The 15,144-nt window shown below is 62.3% G+C and carries 13 protein-coding genes and 1 pseudogene; 8 read left to right on the top strand and 6 right to left on the bottom strand.

Annotation, left to right across the window (positions count from 1 at the left end; translation table 11 throughout):
- The first annotated feature begins 35 nt into the window (after positions 1–35).
- From ACFQT0_RS01830 to ACFQT0_RS01810, 5 genes are all read left to right on the top strand, one after another.
- The gene (locus tag ACFQT0_RS01830) at positions 36–839 is read left to right on the top strand and encodes a hypothetical protein (protein WP_380199898.1); all 804 of its coding nucleotides are present in this window, start codon (positions 36–38) and stop codon (positions 837–839) included.
- A 199-nt stretch (positions 840–1,038) separates the two neighbouring features.
- Positions 1,039–2,220 (top strand): zinc-dependent alcohol dehydrogenase, encoded by a 1,182-nt coding sequence (locus ACFQT0_RS01825; protein WP_380199896.1) that lies wholly within the window; start codon positions 1,039–1,041, stop codon positions 2,218–2,220.
- Positions 2,221–2,494: 274 nt separating this feature from the next.
- Positions 2,495–3,355, top strand: a complete 861-nt coding sequence (locus tag ACFQT0_RS01820; RefSeq protein WP_380199894.1) for a S8 family serine peptidase — start codon at positions 2,495–2,497, stop codon at positions 3,353–3,355.
- Between the two features lie 12 nt (positions 3,356–3,367).
- On the top strand, positions 3,368–4,465 hold the full coding sequence (locus tag ACFQT0_RS01815; RefSeq protein WP_380199893.1) for a hypothetical protein: 1,098 nt from the start codon (positions 3,368–3,370) through the stop codon (positions 4,463–4,465).
- Positions 4,434–5,024, top strand: a complete 591-nt coding sequence (locus ACFQT0_RS01810; protein WP_380199891.1) for a T9SS type A sorting domain-containing protein — start codon at positions 4,434–4,436, stop codon at positions 5,022–5,024. Before ACFQT0_RS01815 ends, ACFQT0_RS01810 begins: the two co-directional genes overlap by 32 nt.
- 139 nt (positions 5,025–5,163) lie before the next feature.
- Here the strand turns inward: ACFQT0_RS01810 and ACFQT0_RS01805 are convergent, their stop codons facing one another.
- From ACFQT0_RS01805 to ACFQT0_RS01790, 4 genes are all read right to left on the bottom strand, one after another.
- On the bottom strand, positions 5,164–5,859 hold the full coding sequence (locus ACFQT0_RS01805; RefSeq protein WP_380199889.1) for a M57 family metalloprotease: 696 nt from the start codon (positions 5,857–5,859) through the stop codon (positions 5,164–5,166).
- Positions 5,860–6,141: 282 nt separating this feature from the next.
- Positions 6,142–6,894 (bottom strand): M57 family metalloprotease, encoded by a 753-nt coding sequence (locus ACFQT0_RS01800; protein WP_380199887.1) that lies wholly within the window; start codon positions 6,892–6,894, stop codon positions 6,142–6,144.
- Positions 6,895–7,128: 234 nt separating this feature from the next.
- Positions 7,129–7,896 (bottom strand): M57 family metalloprotease, encoded by a 768-nt coding sequence (locus ACFQT0_RS01795; protein ID WP_380199885.1) that lies wholly within the window; start codon positions 7,894–7,896, stop codon positions 7,129–7,131.
- A gap of 414 nt (positions 7,897–8,310) precedes the next feature.
- The gene (locus ACFQT0_RS01790) at positions 8,311–8,601 is read right to left on the bottom strand and encodes a hypothetical protein (protein ID WP_380199883.1); all 291 of its coding nucleotides are present in this window, start codon (positions 8,599–8,601) and stop codon (positions 8,311–8,313) included.
- A 31-nt stretch (positions 8,602–8,632) separates the two neighbouring features.
- Here ACFQT0_RS01790 and ricT point away from each other — a divergent pair, with 31 nt between their 5' ends.
- Both ricT and ACFQT0_RS01780 read left to right on the top strand, forming a co-directional pair.
- Positions 8,633–10,075 (top strand): PSP1 domain-containing protein, encoded by a 1,443-nt coding sequence (ricT, locus tag ACFQT0_RS01785; RefSeq protein WP_380199881.1) that lies wholly within the window; start codon positions 8,633–8,635, stop codon positions 10,073–10,075.
- Between the two features lie 142 nt (positions 10,076–10,217).
- Positions 10,218–10,685, top strand: coding sequence for a gliding motility lipoprotein GldH (locus ACFQT0_RS01780; protein WP_380199879.1), 468 nt, complete (start codon positions 10,218–10,220; stop codon positions 10,683–10,685).
- Between the two features lie 108 nt (positions 10,686–10,793).
- Here the strand turns inward: ACFQT0_RS01780 and ACFQT0_RS01775 are convergent, their stop codons facing one another.
- Complete coding sequence (locus tag ACFQT0_RS01775) at positions 10,794–10,988, bottom strand: cold-shock protein (RefSeq protein ID WP_380199877.1); 195 nt, start codon at positions 10,986–10,988, stop codon at positions 10,794–10,796.
- A gap of 233 nt (positions 10,989–11,221) precedes the next feature.
- On the opposite strand from ACFQT0_RS01775, the gene ACFQT0_RS01770 reads away from it, so the two are divergent.
- A complete protein-coding gene (locus tag ACFQT0_RS01770; protein WP_380199875.1) occupies positions 11,222–12,532 on the top strand; it encodes a hypothetical protein in 1,311 nt (436 codons plus the stop codon).
- Between the two features lie 75 nt (positions 12,533–12,607).
- Here the strand turns inward: ACFQT0_RS01770 and ACFQT0_RS01765 are convergent.
- Positions 12,608–14,984: pseudogene (locus ACFQT0_RS01765) on the bottom strand (M1 family metallopeptidase).
- Between the last annotated feature and the right edge of the window lie 160 nt (positions 14,985–15,144).

The following is a 15,144-nucleotide window of genomic DNA, read 5'->3' as shown; positions in this document are numbered from 1 at the left end:
AGTCCCGGAGACGCAACATATTGCGTCTCTACCTTATGCTGGCGGTTCTGCTCTCTTCTGGAGCTGCTTATGCCCAGGTTACCGTGCCCTCAGCGGCTTCCGTCGCGCCGCCGTCCAAGGTGGTGGTCGCGCCGGTGCAGCCGGCACTGGCTCCTGAAACTAATGCTCCGGCCGCGGCCTCCTGGAAATTCATCCGCCTCATCAAGCTGCCCAATGCCGGCGCCGCCTCGCTCGACCGGCGCGGCGCCCTCTACGTAGCAGATGCCGATAACAACCTCCGCCAGTACGGGCCCGAAGGCCTGCCTCTAAATACGTACGCGCCCACCCAGCCCGGGCACGTGGCGCAGGTAGAAGCCTGGAACGTGACGAGCACGCTCGTCTTCTACGACGACCGCCAACAGCTGGTCCTGCTCGACCGGTTTCTGGCGCCCATTACCGAAGTGCGCCTGGGCGACGTGCTGGACGGCACGGTGCGCACCGCCACCCTGGCCCCTGACAACCGCATCTGGCTGCTCGATGAAAGCAATCTGGTGCTTCGCGAGTTGGATCCCAATACCCTGCGCGGCGGCCAGAACACGCCCCTGGATTTGATTATCGGCCGCTCCCGGCCCGACTTCCGGTTTCTGCGCCAATACCAGAACAACACCTACTTAGTCGACCGCAACACGGGCGTGTACGTGTTCGACAACCTGGGCACTTACAAAAAGAAGCTTCCTTTCGTTGGGCTGAATATGGTGGGCTTCCGGGGCGATGAGCTGTACTACTTCGATGCCGGCGCCATTCACTTTGCGCACCTCTATACGCTGGCCGAGCGCCGCGTGCCCTGCCAGCCGGCGTGAACGCGACCGAGGTACGCCAGGTGCTGATGGGAGAGTCCTATGCTTACATTTTCACTCCTCTGGGAATAGCTGTTTATCAGTATAAGTAGTGCGGCTAGTGTTGAGCTTGGGCTAGGGCCTGGCCCGGCAGGGGTAACCTCCGGGAAAGTGGGTCGTTAGGTTAAGAAGGTAATTCCTTTCTTCACCAACACCCTTTCCCATGAAAGCACTCCGAATTCACGGCATGAGAGACGTCCGCGTAGATAACGTCGACGACCCCGAACTTCAGGATTCGCGCGACGCCATCATCCGCGTCACCAGCACGGCCATCTGCGGGTCGGACCTGCACATCTACAACGGCAGCATTCCGCAGCCGCGGCCCATGACCCTGGGCCACGAATTCATGGGCATTGTGGAGGAAGTGGGCCGGGGCGTGGGCAACCTCAAGCGCGGTGACCGCGTGGTGGTGCCCTTCCCCATTGCCTGCGGGCATTGCCTGTTTTGTGACCACGAACTGCCCGGCCACTGCGAAAATTCCAACCCCGAGCACTACGGCCCCGAGGGCGGCCTGATGACCGAAAAAGGCGGTGCCCTCTTCGGCTACACCGATTTGTACGGCGGCTACGACGGCGGCCAGGCTGAATTTGTACGCGTGCCCTACGCCGACTTTGGCCCCCGCAAAGTGCCCGACAACCTCACCGACGAGCAGGTACTCTTCCTCACCGACATCTTCCCCACCGGCTACACCGGCATCGATTGGGCCGGGGTGAAAGGCGGCGAAGTGGTGGCCATTTTCGGTGCGGGCCCGGTGGGCATCATGGCGGCCAAATCGGCTTGGCTGCGCGGGGCGAGCCGCGTCATCATCGTCGATACCCAACAGTACCGCCTCGACAAAGCCCGGCAAACCGCCCACGCCGAAGGCATTCTGTGGGAAAACCACAAGCAGGTGGTGGACGAAATCCGCAGCAAGAGCAAAGGCTACGGGGCCGACGTGTGCGTGGAAGCCGTCGGGTTCGAGCCCGACCGCAGCCTGGGCGACCGGGCCAAGGCCGTCATCAACCTGGAAAAGGGCTCCGACAAGGTGCTGCTAGCCTGCATGAGCGCCGTGCGCCGCGGCGGCTTTGTGTCGGTGCTGGGCGTGTACTCCTCGCCGTTCGACAACTTCCCCATCCACCAGTTCTTCGACAAGGGCATCACCCTGAAAGGCGGCCAGGCGCCCGCCCACAAGCACATCGACCGGCTGCTCAAGCACGTTTCCGATGGCGACGTGCGGCTCGACGACATCATCAGCCACCGCCTGCCGCTGAGCGAAGCCGCCCACGGCTACGACATCTTCCGCAACAAGAAAGACAACTGCACCAAGGTGGTGCTCAAGCCTAGCATAGGGGCGTTTTCGTGCTGATTATCAAAGGAGCCTGCCCCACGCAGGCTCCTTTACGGGGCCGGCCGCGTATTTGGCTCAATTAAGAAACTGCTCTGTTTATATTTACCAGGGAGCGCACTTTGTCTCCTTTTCTACCAAACTATCTGCCTGCATGGGTCTACCAATACATTGGCTAACTGGCTATGGAAAGCTGCGACATAACCTGCTGAATTGGAGGACGCCGGCGCTCGTATTGCTGAGCGCCGGGCTGCTGCAGGCCCAGACTCCATCCCAGTCCACGCTTCAGCTCAAGTTGGCTCCCGGCTTGCAGACACCAGTAGCTCAACGGGCCGCTAGAACGGTGCGCGTACGCGTGGCCAACCCGGCGGCTTTCCAAACCTGGATGCGCCAGTATCTGCCGGGCGGGCATGTGTCGCAGCCCAGCGCTTCCACGCACACCTTAGCCGTGGCCGGCTTGGATGCTACCATGCTGGCTCAACTGGCCGCCTGCCCGCTCGTCGAGTTTGTGGACGTGGCCGACCGCCGGGCCCACGAAGAGCGGCAGCTCAATAATTCGGACTTATCGGTAAATGCCATTGCGACCGTGCACGCCCGATTTCCGGAGCTCGCCGGGCAGGGGCTGACGGTTTCGGTAAAAGAGCTGCCCTTTAACCCCGACGACATTGATTTTAAAGGGCGGGTGCTGAGTGCGGGTACTTTTCCTGGGCCGGCTTCTACCCACGCCACGGCCATGGCCACGCTCATCGGCGGCGCCGGCAATTCGCACCCGCTCGGGCGGGGCGTGGCCCGGCAGGTCAAGCTCGCCACGTCGGACTTTGCCCGCCTGCTGCCCGACGACGGCCAGCAACTAACTCAAGCCGGCGTGTCGGTGCAGAACCATTCCTACGGCGTAACCATCGAGAACTACTACGGCATTGAGTCGCTGGAATATGACCGGCAGGTGCGGCAGTTCCCGACCTTGCTGCACGTGTTTTCGTCGGGCAATGTGGGCACGCAGGCCAGCGCCGCCGGGCCGTACACAGGCCTGGCCGCGGTGGCCAACGTCACCGGGCAATTCAAAATGTCGAAGAATACCCTGAGCGTGGGCGCCACCGACCCCTCGGGCCAAGTGGCGGCGCTCGCTCGCGCGGGCCGGCGTACGACGGCCGCGTGAAACCCGAGCCTGGTGGCGTACGGCGAAGGCGGCTCATCCGAGTCGGCCGCGCTGGTGTCGGGCCTCAGCGTGCTCTTGCAGCAAGTGCACCGCGACCAGAACAACGGCGCCCTGCCGCCCGCGGCCCTGGTAAAAGCCGTGCTGCTCAACAGCGCCGACGACTTGGGCCGGCCGGAAGTGGACTTTGTGAGCGGCTTCGGCCAGGCCGATGCCCTGGGGGCCATCAGCACCATGCGCAGCCGACAGTACTTCAACGGCACCGTCGGGCAGGCCGCCGAGCAAGTATTCACCATCACCGTGCCAGCCGGGCAGCAGCAGTTCAAAGCCACCCTGGCCTGGACCGACCCCGAAGCCGCCGCCAACGCCGCCCGCGCCCTCGTCAACGATTTGGACCTGGAGCTGGTGGCCACGGCCACTGGGCAGCGCTGGCAGCCTTGGGTCCTGAGCACCTTCGCCAACACCGATTCCCTCGCTAGCCCCGCCCGCCGCCGCGCCGACCACGTCAACAATGCCGAGCAAATCACCCTCGCGGTGCCCGCGGCCGGCACCTACGAGCTGCACGTGCGCGGCTACAATGTGCCGCAAGGCCCCCAGGCATTTAGCCTGGCCTATGAAGTAAGTGCCCCGGGCGTGGAGTGGGTGAGCCCGCAACGTGCTGGCAACGTGAAACCGGGCGCGGCTACCACGCTGCGCTGGCACTGGAACGGCCCAATTGCCACGGGCCGCCTGGAGTACCGGCCCGTAGGCCAGGCGCAGTGGCGCATCGCCAGCCCAACCGTGGCTTTGGCCCAGAACAACCTGAGCTGGACCGCACCAGATACCGTGGCCCTGGCTCAACTTCGCCTGGTAGCTGGCAGCCAGACGTATCCATCCGACACTTTTGCCATCGTGCGGGCCCCAGCACTGCAAGTGGGCTACACCTGCTCCGACGAAACCCTGCTGCAGTGGGCGAGGTTGCCCGGCGTAGCAAAGTACCAGGTGTACCAGGGGGGCCACCACAATGGTGCCCCTGGCGCTTACGCCCGACACGGCTTTGGTGCTCAACGGGGCCCAAATGGCGGCCACCCGATACTATACCGTGGCGCCCCTCTTGCAGGGCAAGCTGGCTGAGCCCGGCGGCACCATTGACTATGTCACCCAGGGCACGGCGTGCTACTTCCGCTCGTTCCTGCCGCGCCAGCTGGTCGACAACAGCATTCAGTTCAACGTGGAGCTGGGGAGCGTGTACCGCCTGCGGTCGGCTACCTTGGAGCGCCTGGGCGCCGCGGGCTACGAAGCCGTGCAAACCATCGCGCCGCTTACAAAGACCAAGTTTGCTTTCACCGATTTGCCGCAGGCTGCCGGCCGCTACCTCTACCGCGTGCGGCTGGAGAACCTGGCCGGGCAACCCTTTTACAGCCAGGTCGAAGAAGCGTATTACATCCAGTCCGGGGCGGCTCAAGTCTTTCCTAACCCGGTGTTGGCCGGCGAAGCCCTGCGGCTGATTGCCGGTACGAGCAGCCCGGTGAGCATTCGCCTCTACGACATGCTGGGTAAGTTCCAACGCGAGACCACTGTCAATGGTCTCATCAACCAACTCGACACCAGCGGCCTGAAGCCCGGGCTGTATTTGCTCCGGGTGACCATGGACAGCCATGCCGAACAAACCATTCGGGTGGTCATCCAATAGAAAAGGCCGCCGGTCAAGCGCTTAGCCGCAAGCACACAGATAAGGCTTGTGGTGGCAAGGCACAACAAAAAGCCCCGGCTCTGATGAGCCGGGGCTTTTTGTTGTCGTACTACTTATAGTATACGAGCAGCCGAAGCAACTAGTACAAGTAAGTCAGGGCCGTAAGGTCGTTGGCGGTGAAAGGGCGGTTCACGCCGTTGCCCACGCAAGCCAGCATCCAGGAATTGGGCTCGGCAAGCGACGGCGTGCCAGGAATCAGGATGGCGCCCACGTTGCTGGCACCTTCGTTGGCAGTACTGCCGCCGCAGCTATACGCCCGGTTGTAGTAGTCGGTGTGGCGCATGCCGATGCAGTGACCCATCTCGTGGGCCATGATGGTGCCAATGTAATTGGTGTTCGTACTGTTAATTACGCTTGGAACCAGCGTGAAACCAGGGGCAGGGTTGCCACCGCTTGGGAAGCCGCCCGATTGGCCGAGTACGCCAGCGCCGAGGCTAGCCGAATACTTAACGGGCAGGTCAGAAGCGGCGTCATTGGCGACGCGGGTGAAGTGCAGTTGCAGGTTAGCGTTATTGTAGCGGAGAATGGCTTCGTCAATGGCCGCCGAGTACGCCGCTGGAAACTGGCTTGATAAGCTCACGGTCAGCGTGCGCGGCAGGCGGGTCACCAGTTTGGTGGTGCGGTACTGCTCTTCGCCGCCCACGCGCAGCGTGCCGTAGCCAGCTTCAGTAGCCAGCATTTCCTTGGTTAGCAGCATGTCGCCTTCTACCACGAAGCCGCCATTCACCGCGCGAACGTTTTGCGTGCTAAAGCCCAGGGCTTTGATTTGGCTCAAAACATCTTGTGAAACGGCCGTAGGGGCAACAGCGGCCTCCTCCTTTTTGCTGCACGAGGAAAGGGATAGGGCCGAAATGGCACAGAAAGCAGTAGCGGTAAGTAAGTTTTTGATTTTCATACAATCAGGTTGAAATGGGGAGTGGAAATGGTGGGAAAGATTAACAACTATTGTCTTCTGAGAAAAAATCCAAGCCTTGATGCTGCTAGTAACGGCTAAAAAACAAGGAGCCTCAGTTTAAGCTGAGGCCCCTTGTTTTTTAATCAGTGCAATCGGGTTAAACTAGTAAATGTATTGCAGGGCCGTGAGGTCGTTGGCAGTGAAAGGACGGTCAACGCCGTTACCTACGCAAGCCAACATCCAGGAATTGGGCTCAGCAACCGACGGCGTGCCGGGAATGAGGATAGCACCAACAGTGCTGGCACCTTCGTTGGATTTACGACCACCGCAGCTGTACTGACGGTTGTAGTAGTCGGTGTGGCGCATGCCGATGCAGTGACCCATTTCGTGGGCCATGATGGTGCCAATGTAATTGGCGTTCGTGCTGTTAATCACGTTGGGAACCAGCGTGAAACCCGGTGCGGGGTTGCCGTTGGAGGGGAAGCCGCCCGACTGGCCGAGCACGCCCGGGCCGAGGTCAGCCGACCATTTAACGGGCAAGTCAGAAGGGGAGTCATCGGCGACACGCGTCATTTGCAATGTCAGGTTGGCGGCATTGTACCGGCTAATGGCCACATCAATGGCCGACGAGTACGCAGCTGGAAATTGGCTTGATAGGCTCACGGTCAGTACGCGGCCCGTGCCCGCGGTCACCAGGTTGGTGGTGCGGTACTGCTCTTCGCCGCCCACGCGCAGTGTGCCGTAGCCAGGCGCGCTGGCCAGCATTTGCTTGGTCAGCAGCATGTCGCCTTCTACCACGAAGCCGCCATCCACCGCGCGAACGTCATCAGTACCAAAGCCCAGGGCTTTGATTTGACCTATAACTTCTTGTGAAACGGGCGTGGGGGCCACAGCGGCCTCCTCTTTTTGCTGCACGAGGAAAGCGCTAGTGCCGAAGCAGCACAGAAAGCAGTAGCGGTAAGTAAGTTTTTGATTTTCATGAAATGGGTTGAGAATGGGGTTGAAAAATGGGAAATTTGGAAAAAGTAAAAAGTGGAATCAAATGCAGAGGGTAAAATGATTGTTGTATAAGTCTTTAACACGTGGGCCCCGGTTGCGATGAACCGAGGCCCGGTGTTGACTTGCTTAGGATTTAAGCAAAAGGGTTGGCTAGTACACGTAGCGGAGGGCCGTTACGTCGTTGGCGTTGAACGGACGGTTGCCGCCGTAGCCGATGCAGGCCAGCATCCATGAGTTCGGGTCGGCGCCGCTGGGGGTGCCGGGGATGTACACGGCACCCACAGTGCTGGCACCTTCGTTGGCATAAGAGCCGCCGCAGCTGTAGCTCCGGTCCATGTAGTCGGTGTGGCGGAAGCCGATGCAGTGGCCGATTTCATGCGCCAGGATGGAGGCGATGTAGGTGCTGGCGTACGAGGTGCCAATGGCGCCATTGTTCACCAATACCTGCGAGTAGGGGTTGCCACCGGAAGGGAAACCAGCCGAAGCCAGGTAGCTGGCGCCCGACGGAGAGGGGTTCAGTACGATGTTGCCACCGGAGGTAACGCGGGTGAAGCGCACAAGCAGGCCCTGCGCGTTGTAGCGGGCAATGGCTGCATCGGCCGCTGTCACGTAGGCCGACGGCAACGAACTCGAGACCCGTACGGTGATGGTGCGGCCCGAGCCCACGCTCACGAGGTTGCTGGTGCGGTACTGCTCCTGGGCACCCACGCGCAACAGGCTGTACTCGGGCTTTTGAGCCAGGTTCTCGTCGGTCACTACGATGTCGCCTTCAACCAGGTAGCCGCCGTCCACGCGCTTGATGTCGGCGGTGGTGAGGCCCATCTCCCGGATTTGGCTAATCACGGCAGCCGAAACCTTGTCCTGAACCACGGGGGCCGCGGCCTCCTTTTCTTTCGAGCACGAGGATAGTGCCAACACCGAGGCGGTGCATAAGGCAGCGGCAGAGAGTACGTTTTTAAGTTTCATAAGCTTGTTGGGGGTTTGGTAGGTGGAAAAATGTTAAAGGATGGACGCAATTAGAGGAGAATAATTATCATCAGCAATATGAATATTGTGAAACATTAAAAATATTTCAAAGTATGCGTGCGCAGGGGCCTTCACGGGCCTGCACGGGGCATATGACTATCTCAATAATTTAGAATTGCCAAAATCTTATACGTTTCTGCCAAAAGTGCTAAAAATGAGATTTTATTGGACGGCGTAATGTTACCCCATCTATTCGCAGGTTTAGCAAGGCGTGCCTTATTTAGCCCAACCGCCTCGGCGGGGGTGCCCTTGTTGAATTTCGTACCTTTGTTTGGAACCGAATTTTCGTGGAAAATTTATTTTCCCTCAACTATATAATTTCTCGCTAGTGGCTTGTTCATCATGTTCTTCCGGAGGGGCTGCGGCACCAAACCGGGCGGCTGCAAATCCAATGGAGGATGCAGCACCGGAGGCTGCAACCGCCTCAATGTTTTCGATTGGCTGCAGGACGTAGCAGTACCGGACTCCTTTGCCGGCTTCGACATCGTAGAAGTCCGCTTCAAGGGCGGCCGTAAAGAGTTTATGCGCAACGACCTGCGCCTGCCGCTGGTCACGGGCGATGCCGTGGTGGTGGACGCCGCCGGCAGCGGCTGGCACCTAGGCCACGTGAGCCTGAAAGGCGAGCCTGGTGCGCCTGCAGATGCGCAAAAAGAAAGTGCCCACCGACTCCAAGGAAATCCGCGGCATCCTGCGCATTGCCACGCCCGACGACGTGGAGCGCTGGGAAGCCGTGCGCGACCTGGAAACCGGCACCATGTTCCGGGCCCGGGCCATGGTGGGCGAGCTGCGTCTGCGCATGAAGCTCAGCGACGTGGAGTACCAGGCCGACCGCACCCGCGCCCTGTTCTACTACTCGGCCGAAGACCGGGTCGATTTCCGGGAGCTGATTCGGCGCCTGGCCGACGAGTTTCGGGTGCGCGTGGAAATGCGCCAGATATCGCTGCGCCAGGAAGCCGGCCGCATCGGCGGCATCGGCGTGTGCGGGCGCGAGTTGTGCTGCTCCACCTGGCTGCAGGACTTCAAAACCGTGAGCACCACGGCCGCCCGCTACCAAAACCTGAGCCTGAACCCGCAGAAGCTGGCCGGCCAGTGCGGCCGCCTCAAGTGCTGCCTCAACTACGAGGCTCGACGCTTACCTCGACGCCCTCAAGGACATTCCGCAGGTGCAGCGCCCGCTGAAAACGTCGCGGGGCGAAGCCTTTTGCAGAAAACCGACATCTTCCGCCGCCGCATGTGGTTTGCCTTCAAAGGCGACAACAACTGGGTGATGCTCGACACGGCCCGCGTGCGCGAGCCTGCTGGACATGAACAAGCGCGGCGAAATCATCGAAAGCCTGCTGGCCCCCGCGAAGAGGCTCCCGAGCCCGAAGTATCGGCCATCGTGGAAGGCTCGCTCGACCGCCTCGACGATAAAATCAAGTCGAGCACCAAGCGCTCCAAGCGCAAGAAAACCCGTGGTGAAGGCGAGTCCGAAGCCCGCGCCCCGCGTGAGCCCCGCGAAGTCCGCGAACCCCGCGAGCCTCGGGCCGCCACCGAAACAAGCCCCGAGCCCCGCGAAGCCCGTCCGCCGCGCGAGCCGCGGGAAGGCCGCCCCGGCCGCGACGGCCGCCGCCCGGCGGGCGCCGCACCCGGCGGCCCCCGCCCGCCCGAGCAAATGACCAGCCCCGGCCCCGGCGACCTCGACAACCCGGTGCCTGCCCTGGGCGACGTGCCCGAGCAGCGCGGCCGGCGTGGAGCCGCCGCCCGGCCCCTCAACCGCCGTAGCGGGCGCAACCGCTCCGACGCACCCCGCCCCGAAGGCGAAGCCGGCGAGCCGCGCCCCGAAGGCGGCCGCAACCGACGGCCCGAAGGACCACGGCGCGCCGATAGCGCAGCCAATGCCACGCCACGCCCGCCTGCAGAAGGCACCGGGGGCGAGCCCCGGCCCCGCCGCGAGGGCGGGGAGCGCCGGCCCGAAGGCGGCGAGCGCCGCGAAGGCCGCGGTGGCCGCAACAACCGGCGCGGCGGCCGTGGGCCTGCCGGCGAAGCCGGCGCGGCGCCGGCTCCCGGGCCAGCCCCAGTCGGTGCCTAAATAATTGTTTTTGATTGCCAGTCTAGCAATTTTGTGGCAGCGGCAATGACAGGTAAAATGCCTGTCGTTGCCGCTGCCATTGGCTAACTGCCCGATTATTTAATCCCCCTTACCTGATATGAACCAACGCTTTGCATTTCGATTGGCTACGGCTGCCGGGTTACTGTGCGTGCTCACGGCCTGCGACCCCAATCGGGTGTTTGAGCAGAACATCGACTTCCCGAACTACTCCTGGGACGTGCAGCAGAAGCCGGCCTTCACCTTTGCCATTGAAGACACGGTGGCGCGCTACGATGTGTATTTCAACGTGCGGCACGCCTCCTCTTATGGGTTTTATAACCTGTATGTGAAGCACACGCTTACGGGACCAGCCGGCCCGGTGGGCCGGCCCTTGCTGCACCAGATGCTGCTGATGGACCCCAAAACCGGGGAGCCCAAGGGCAGCGGCACCGGCGATATTTACGACATCCAGCTGCTGGCCTTGCCCAACCAGCGCTTCGCCAAGGCCGGCAACTACACGCTTACCCTGGAGCAATACATGCGCCAGGCCCAGCTCCCGGGCCTCATGGCCGTGGGCATTCGGGTGGCCAAGCACGCCGAGAAAAAGTAAGGGGAGCTCAATTTTAGCTCAATCAGAAAGGCCGGCCCCGCATTGTGCAGGGCCGGCCTTTTTGAGTGGGTTGCTCGCTAATATGAGTGGGTTGCTCGCTAATACAGATTACTGCAAGCGGGTGACTTCTACGGCATTGGGGCCTTTTTTGCCCGCTTTAATGTCGAATTGAACCCGGTCGCCTTCCTGAATTTCATGGATAAGGCCGGTTTGATGGACGAAGATTTCTTCCTGGGTGTCGTCGGCGAGAATGAAGCCGAAGCCTTTGGTGTCGTCGAAAAACTTAACGGTGCCGGTAAGCATAAGTGTGTGGAGGGGTGAAATGAATGGGCTTCGTCCTAACGCACCCGCCCGGCCCGGGGTTGGCGGCTGGGGTGGGGTAGGGCGCGGCGCTGCAAAGGTAAAATTGCGCGGCCGAACTCCTCGCTGGCGGCTCGGAAATGAGAGCCGCTCAGGCCCAGGAAAACAACGGGATAGGGGGCGCGTATAGCAACAGTAGTTCATCCTTTCACAGATTGTAACGCCTACCAGACGCCATGGAAAACGAGCAAACAAACCTGAACAACGAGCCCAACGACATTGCCGGCAACCGCATAGACGGGCCCGTGGGCAACACGGCCGCCAAGCCCGGCCGGCCCGGCATGGGAACCGGAATTCCGGGCGGCCCGCCAGCCCAGGCCCCGACTAACGTGCCGGATATCAGCAGTCCGGAGGCGCCGGCCTCGAGCGAGTCGTTGGTCGAAGCCGAGGTGTTTCCCGGGGACGGGGCGGTGGATGCCGACGGCGAGAAACGGGAAAACCGGGAAGCCAACCCCGACGACCTTACCCCCAAAGAGACCTACGGCGGCAACTTCAGCAACAGCACCCAGGGCAGCTACCGCGACCAAAGCCGCCGCGACAACCAGGACAGCGACCCCAACCGGGGCGAGTTCGGCGCCCAGGATTTGGGCGGCACCACCCACGGCGGCTTCGGCAACCAGAACCGACTCGCCGACTACGAGCCGCAGGGCACGCCCGAAGACCGCTACTACGGCGGCCCGGGCCGCCCCGGCCACCAGGACAACGCCTACCGCAGTTACGACGGCCGCGACGAGCGCCTCGACACGCGCACCGAATACGGCTTCGAGGCGGGCACCGGCGTAGCCAATACCTCCGGCCGGGCCGCTGAAGCCGGGCAAGTGCGGGGCCAGGAGTTCCGCGGCCCCAACGGCGACAACCGCAACCAGCCCGACCGCACCGATGCCAACAGCGCCTTCCAGGTCGACAACGGCTCGGCCCAGGGCCCCGACAGCGGCTTTGCCAGCGACTACGGGCACACCTCGCTGCGGGGCGAAGCCGCCCGTGCCGCGGGCCTGGGGAGCCACGGCATCATCGGGGCAGAGCACCGCAACCAGACCGAGGACTACATGCCCGCCGAGGCCGGCTCCGACAAGCAGGGCCACCGCGAAGAGCAGCACCCGGGCTACTCGACCAACGCCCCCGAGATGGCCGACCAGCGCGGTCAGCGGCCGCCCAGCAGCCTGGGCTACGGCGACCGCGAGGAGCCCCGCCGCTCCCCCGACTTCCAGACCGGCAACGACCGCAACGGCTATGTACAAGCCAATGGCGGTGATGCCAACCAGGGCATGGGCTCACGCGGCGGCTCCTACAACGATGCCTACAACGACAGCCAGCCCGGTAGCAAAGCCGGCTCGCCCGCCCTGGGCGACCAGCGCGCCGAAGACCGGGACCAGAACTACGGCGAAGCCGCCCGCCAGCAGAACCGCAGCGGCAGCGGCGATGATGAGGCCGCCGACCACGGCGCCCCGCGCCGCAACGCTGGCCGCGACGGCGAAGGCGACGAGTAATAAGTCAGAATTTCAGCTCAACAAAAAAGCCCGCCGGATATCCGGCGGGCTTTTTTGTTGAGCTGAAAAATTGAGCTATTTGGTGCCCCCGGTGGAGCTTTCCGGCTTCTGCGTGTTGGCTTTGGGCGCGGCCTGCTGCATGGGGTTGGGCTGGGCTTGTTGCTGCTGCTGGAAGAGCTCGAAGCGGGAGGCGGCGGGCTGGCGCGGAAAGGCGTTGTTGCTCTGATCGGTGTCGGCCGTCTGCTGGAAAGGGTCGAGCACGAAGGCGATGACCGGCTGCTTGGTCACGATAATCTTGGTGACTTTCTCGTTGTTCTTGCGCCAGATTTCGGCCGGGATGGTCTGCACCTCGGTGGAGTTGTCGGCGTAGGTGAGCTGGACGATGACGGGCATGACCAGCCCGCCGACGTTGCGCAAGCTCAGGCTCGTAGAAGTGCTGGCTCTGGCCCAGGCGCTGGCGCTGCTCGGGCGAGAGCGTGCCCAGGTAGGCGGAGTAGCGCTGCTGGTCGGCCGCCGTCACGGCCAGCGGGTTGTAGGCGTTGTAGAAGTCCTTGAGCTCGGGCTTCTCGTCGACGAGCGTGCTCTTCAACTCCTGGGCGTTGCGCTGGGCCGAGATGGAGGCGGGGGCAGCGGCCTGCGCTGCTGCTGGCGGGCTTTCTCCACGGCCGGGTCCTGGGTGCTGGGCGTGTAGTACTTCACCGACTCGAGGGCCAGGTCGGTGCGGTCGGTGGTGTAGAACCAGCCGCGCCAGAACCAGTCCAGGTCCACGGCCGAGGCGTCTTCCATCGTGCGGAAGAAGTCGGCCGGCGTCGGGTGCTTGTAGGCCCAGCGCTGGGCGTACGTCTTGAAGGCGTGGTCGAACAGCTCGCGGCCCATCACCGTCTCGCGCAGGATGTTCAAGGCCGTGGCCGGCTTGGCGTAAGCATTATTGCCAAACTGCAGCGCCGATTCCGAGTTAATCATAATCGGGCTTTGCAGGCTCTTGTCGGTCTTCATATACTCCACAATGTTCTTCGGCTCGCCGCGGCGCGAAGGAAAAGTGCGCTCCCACTCCTGCTCGGTGAGGTACTGCATAAAGCTGTTCAGGCCCTCGTCCATCCACGACCACTGCCGCTCGTCGGAGTTGACAATCATCGGGAAGAAGTTGTGCCCCACTTCGTGGATAATCACCCCAATCATGGCATACTTGGTCTGGGCCGAGTAGGTGCCGTCTTTCTCAGGGCGGCCGCCGTTGAAGCAAATCATCGGGTACTCCATGCCGAAAATGGGGCCGTGCACCGAGATGGCCACCGGGTATTCGTAGGGAATGGTGTACTTGGAGTAAGTCTTGATGGTGTGCGCCACGGCCTCGGTCGAATACTGGCCCCAGAGCGGATTGCCCTCCTTCGGATAGTACGACATGCACATCACGGGTTTGCCGCTCTGCTGAATGCCCATGGCGTCCCAGATGAACTTGCGCGAGCTAACCCAGGCGAAGTCGCGCACGTTTTTGGCGGCGAAGTTCCAGGTCTTGGTTTTGGTCGAGCGGCTGGCTTCGGCCTTCACGGCTTCTTCCTGGCTCACGATGAGCACGGGCTTCTTGGCGTTTTTGGCCTGGGCCAGGCGCTTTTGCTGAGTGGCCGTCAGGACCTGCGCGGCATTCTGCAGCGTGCCGGTGGCGCCGACGATGTGGTCGGCCGGGGCGGTGATGCTCACTTTGTAATTGCCGAAAGGCAACGTGAACTCGCCACTGCCCAGAAACTGCTTGTGCTGCCAGCCCTGGTTGTCGGAGTACACGGCCATGCGCGGGTAGAACTGCGCGATTTCGTACAGGTAGTTTTTATCCTCCGGGAAGTACTCGTAGCCGTTGCGCCGCACCTGCTGGCCGTTGATGTTGTAGTGCCACTTCACGTTGAAGGCGAAGGACTGGCCGGGCCGCAGGGGCGAAGTCAAATCCACGCGCATCATGGTGTAGTTGGTCACGGTCTTGAGGGCTTTGCCGTCTTTGCCCGTCACAGCATCAATCTTGAAGCCGCCGTCGAAGTCTGATACCAAGGCTTCCAGGGCGTTGAACGACATACGGTCCTGCAGCTGGCTCACTTCCGTGGTGGCCGTGATGGAGTTCTTGGCCAGCACGTTCTGGTCGAGCCTGCACCCAGAGGTAGGGCAGCGCATCGGGCGAGAGGTTGGTGTAGGTGATGGTCTCGCGGCCGGTCAGGGTTTGCTTGGCGTCGTCGAGCGTGACCTTGATGTCGTAGTCGGCGCGCTGCTGCCAGTAGTCTTTGCCCGGGGCGCCGCTGGCGGTGCGGTACGCGTTAGGCGTGGGCAGCACGGTTTCGAGCTGGGCAAATTTGTCGGTGCCCGAGTTGGTGGTCTGGGCCCACACGGCCGGGCCGGGCAGCAGCGCCAGCCCAACCAGCGCACCGATTCGGCGCAGGGCAGGCAGGGCAAGCGGGGATATAAAACTTGGCATAGAAGCGCGCAAAAAGCAGGAAGAATGAGACGTGAAATTGAGCCGATGAAGCGGTGAAAAAGCCAGCCCGGAGAGCTGCCCGTCGCCAACGGCAAGCATTGCGGCCCCGAAAATAATTCAACGGAGCTAACCACGGGCCCTGGCCCGTTGCCGCCGGGCC

This window comes from Hymenobacter humi (genome assembly GCF_042665855.1).
GTDB classification, from domain to species: Bacteria; Bacteroidota; Bacteroidia; order Cytophagales; family Hymenobacteraceae; genus Hymenobacter; species Hymenobacter humi.
This window is presented reverse-complemented; position numbering and strand designations above follow the sequence as displayed.